The following is a 1,819-nucleotide window of genomic DNA, read 5'->3' as shown; positions in this document are numbered from 1 at the left end:
TTCTTTAACACCCGCTTTTTCGTGGATGATGGATTTTCCGGGGTCAGCTTCGAGCGTGAGGGACTTCAAGCCATGCTTCGTGAGGTAGAGGCCGGGAATGTGGCGACGGTCATAACGAAAGACCTTTCCCGTCTGGGCCGGAACTATCTGAAAACCGGAGAACTTATCGAAATCATTTTCCCGGAGTATGATGTGCGGTACATTGCCATCAATGATGGTGTGGACACGGCGCGGGAGGACAACGAATTTACCCTTCTGCGAAACTGGTTTAATACCACCCTCTCATAAAGAATGACACTACACGCAGGACATAGCATCCCTGTTATCTCCGACAAAGCTGTTTTGTGCCGAATACCATATTAACGGTAGCGGCTACCAAAAATGACGGAGGGTAACACAATGAGTGAATTGAAACCGAGAATCCATGACGAGGCAAATGGCCTTGATTATATCCTTGCTGGAGATTGCTACGTCCCGGCTATCGAACTGCCGTGGGACGATGACCGCCCCATCGGGAAGTGGGGGCGGATGCACCGGGCTTACCTGGAAGAAACAAATCCGCTTCTGCTTAACCACCTGATTTTGACAGGCGAACTGCACTCCTACCTTGCCGACCTCAACGAACAAGCGCAGGATCGCTGTCGGCTCATCATCAGGCAGATGGCCGCCGAGGGCGTGACCGAGGACTTGAAGCGGCAGTCGCAGTGGGAGTGGATCAAAGCGATGAACAGTATTGTCAGCCGAGCCGAGGAAATCATCAGGAGTGAGATAATCAACGCCTAACTGGTTCAAAGTCTCGGCAAATGCGCCAGTAGGAGACCGTGGACACCATGAGGAGATTTGTTATAAGGCAAGTCTCCTCATGGTGTTTTATGCGTCACAAATGAGCAGGATATGTGAAAACACGAGAAAAATTGCCGGGGACTCTGGAAATTAGTCGTGTTATGTGGTATAGTAGATCATGGAATTATTTGACTACTCAAGCTCAGGTAAGTGCCTCTACCCGATTGATGCTGAACAACATGGCAAATTTGACTTGGATAATATGAAATCAAAGAAAGATTGTGGAGGATTTTATGGCAAGCAGTAACAATAGTAAAATAATAAGCAAGGCAAGTCCTCACACTATCATGAAATTCAAACTGGTAGAGGAGTACATAAAAGCATGGGCGCAAAAACTGATGCTGAATAGTTCTTGTTATGGATTGGTGTTTATCGACTGTATGTGTAATAGTGGTGTTTACACATATAACGGCGAAACTGTCGAAGGGACGCCAGTTCGGGTCGCTAAGGTCCTTCTTGACGTTGCCCGCACCTATCCTCAGAAACAAGTTCAGATATATTTGAACGATAATTCCCAAGAGAAAGTGGACGAACTAAAAAAGCATCTTCCCGTTGACGAAGGAAATTTCAAAATCATTGTAACAGCTAAAGACCGGGATGAACTTTTAGAAACGATAGGCCCTCAGCTGTATGGCCGTCAGCATCTGCACTATTTTCTGTTTTATGATCCGTATGATGCGTCTATCAACTGGCCTGTGCTTATCCCGTTTTTGAGGAATTGGGGCGAGGTCATGATTAACCACATGGTTTCGGCTACAATACGGGCAATCACGCAGGTAAGGCGGGAAGCTACAAAGGAAAAATACGCAAATACCTATCTTACTGACTTTGAGAAATTAATTCCATTTGGCAGCGAGAAAAAGGCATACGAAGAACGAGTGGAAGAAATCATACAAGTGCTATAGTAGTATTACTTAAAAATGCTCAATCTGAAGTGAGTTGTTTACGGAAGAAGAAAGCAGCAAAAATAGCCTGA

Annotated in this window: 2 protein-coding genes and 1 pseudogene; all 3 read left to right on the top strand. The window is 45.8% G+C overall.

The window, feature by feature from the left end; genetic code table 11:
* Nucleotides 1–273, top strand: a pseudogene (locus tag D1159_RS18780) (recombinase family protein); the annotation flags it as partial.
* Between the two features lie 126 nt (nucleotides 274–399).
* Entirely contained in the window at nucleotides 400–783 is a 384-nt protein-coding gene (locus D1159_RS18775; protein ID WP_161847109.1) for a TnpV protein, read from the top strand.
* A gap of 293 nt (nucleotides 784–1,076) precedes the next feature.
* A complete protein-coding gene (tcmP, locus tag D1159_RS18770) occupies nucleotides 1,077–1,748 on the top strand; it encodes a three-Cys-motif partner protein TcmP (RefSeq protein WP_161847108.1) in 672 nt (223 codons plus the stop codon).
* Nucleotides 1,749–1,819: the final 71 nt, after the last annotated feature.

This window comes from Pseudoflavonifractor sp. 524-17 (genome assembly GCF_009935845.1).
In the GTDB taxonomy this organism is placed as follows: domain Bacteria; phylum Bacillota; class Clostridia; order Oscillospirales; family Oscillospiraceae; genus Pseudoflavonifractor_A.
Note: the sequence above shows the minus strand (reverse complement) of the source record. Positions and strands in the feature narration are given on the sequence as shown.

Coding starts and splice junctions, on each gene's coding strand:
- D1159_RS18775 (WP_161847109.1), top strand. CDS start 400: ATGAGTGAATTGAAACCGAGAATCCATGACGAGGCAAATGGCCTTGAT.
- tcmP (WP_161847108.1), top strand. CDS start 1,077: ATGGCAAGCAGTAACAATAGTAAAATAATAAGCAAGGCAAGTCCTCAC.